Here is a 1,656-nt window from a genome sequence, read left to right on the forward strand (position 1 = left end):
TTCCGCGCGCCTTCGGGCGCGGCACAAATAGTAATGAAAGATTTTCAAAACCTATACTCCGTGAGATAATGCTTGTAAGAAGCTATACTACAAAGCACGGGAGGAGGAGTTGTAAATTCTTTCTCGTTTTAGACAGCATAAAAATCAGTGTATGTTCTGCCTTTTCAAGCACAAATAAGTGGTACTACGAGTCCGTACACTAAGAATTGTTTTAACGCCTTGGTTAAATTGTGTGGCAGTTCAGTCAATGGCTTCTTATCTTACTTAAGAAAGGAGTATGGCTATGAAAGTTACTTACCAAACCTGTTGTGGTGTCGATGTTCACAAATCATTTCTCGTTGCCACAATCATTAAAACTTCCGGTGGTATCGAACCTGACTACCAGAAAAAACGTTTCTCTACGTTCAACAATTCCATTCTTGAATTCAAACGGTGGCTTCTTAACAATGATTGCCGCTATGTTTGTATGGAATCCACTGGCAAATACTGGGTTCCTGTCTTTAATCTTCTTGAAGATGAAATCCATGTTACGATAGCTAATCCCAAATGGGTAAAGGCTGTAAAAGGTAACAAAGATGACACCAAGGACTCTAAATGGATTGGAGATTTGTTCCGTCTCGGACTTGTGAAAGGCAGTTATATTCCCTGTAAAAAAATCCGCGTTTTGCGTGAATTTACAAGGTATCGCTATAAACTTGTTTCCTGCCGTTCCAGTGAAAAGAATCGATATCAGAATGCTCTTACTGTGTGTAATATTGCATTAGATTCCGTTGTATCCGATATCTTTGGGAAGTCATCTACATCCATTGTTGACTATCTGCTTGAACAGTCGGGCAATTCTATCGATCATGAAGAAATCGCATCAAAACTTCTTAGGAGCCTCAAATCTAAAGAAGATGCTGTTATCGAATCCATTGAAGGATATCAGATGACTGATTCCCAGAAATATCGTATGCGCCTCGTCCGCGCACATATGGATTATATCACAGCTGAAATAAATGATGTAGACTCTGAAATAGAATCTATCATTTCTTCTGATCCTGATTACGAAAATGCTATCCAGTTACTAATGACTATTCCGGGTGTTAAACGTGATAGTGCGATCACTATCATCTCCGAAATAGGTATTGATATGTCTCAATTCTGTACCTCTAAACGTTTGTGCTGCTGGGCTGGATTAGTTCCAGGAAGCAACGAATCTGGTGGAAAGAAGAAATCTGTTCGGATTACACGTGCTGGAGTTTACCTCAAACCTGCATTAGTGCAATGCGCTCATGCAGCCGTCAAATCCGATCAGTCTCCTTACTACAAAAAGAAATATGAATCACTTATGAAACGCCGTGGCAAGAAAAGAGCTATCGTTGCTATCGCTCGTATGATTCTTACAGCTATTTTCCAGATGTTATCTACTGGTGAAGCGTGGAATCCGAGTGACTTATACAAAATCGATATGCCAGAAGCTCTTGTTGAAAAGCAAAAAGCAAAGGCTATCAAACAGGCTATGAAATTACTTGAACGCGAAGGCTTATATCCTCCGCCACAAGAACCTGTAGCCTCGTAATTATTGTTAATAATATACTTTTTTAAAAGTTGTCATTTGTGACAGCTTATTCAAGTGCGCCATTTATTGGCTGACCTCTACTTTCTTTCACACTA

Annotated in this window: 2 protein-coding genes; both read left to right on the forward strand. The window is 39.6% G+C overall.

The annotated features are described in order from the left end of the window. The coding region (locus DXA36_RS33385; protein ID WP_207666397.1) for a hypothetical protein at nt 1-203 on the forward strand (203 nt) is incomplete at its 5' end. A gap of 80 nt (nt 204-283) precedes the next feature. Next, nucleotides 284-1,561 (forward strand): IS110 family transposase, encoded by a 1,278-nt coding sequence (locus DXA36_RS32535; RefSeq protein WP_118683631.1) that lies wholly within the window; start codon nt 284-286, stop codon nt 1,559-1,561. Nucleotides 1,562-1,656: the final 95 nt, after the last annotated feature.

The sequence above is a fragment of the Eisenbergiella sp. OF01-20 genome, assembly GCF_003478085.1.
Lineage (GTDB): Bacteria > Bacillota > Clostridia > Lachnospirales > Lachnospiraceae > Eisenbergiella.

Excerpts from the sequence above, each read along its gene's own strand:
- DXA36_RS32535 (WP_118683631.1), top strand. The coding sequence starts at position 284 with ATGAAAGTTACTTACCAAACCTGTTGTGGTGTCGATGTTCACAAATCA.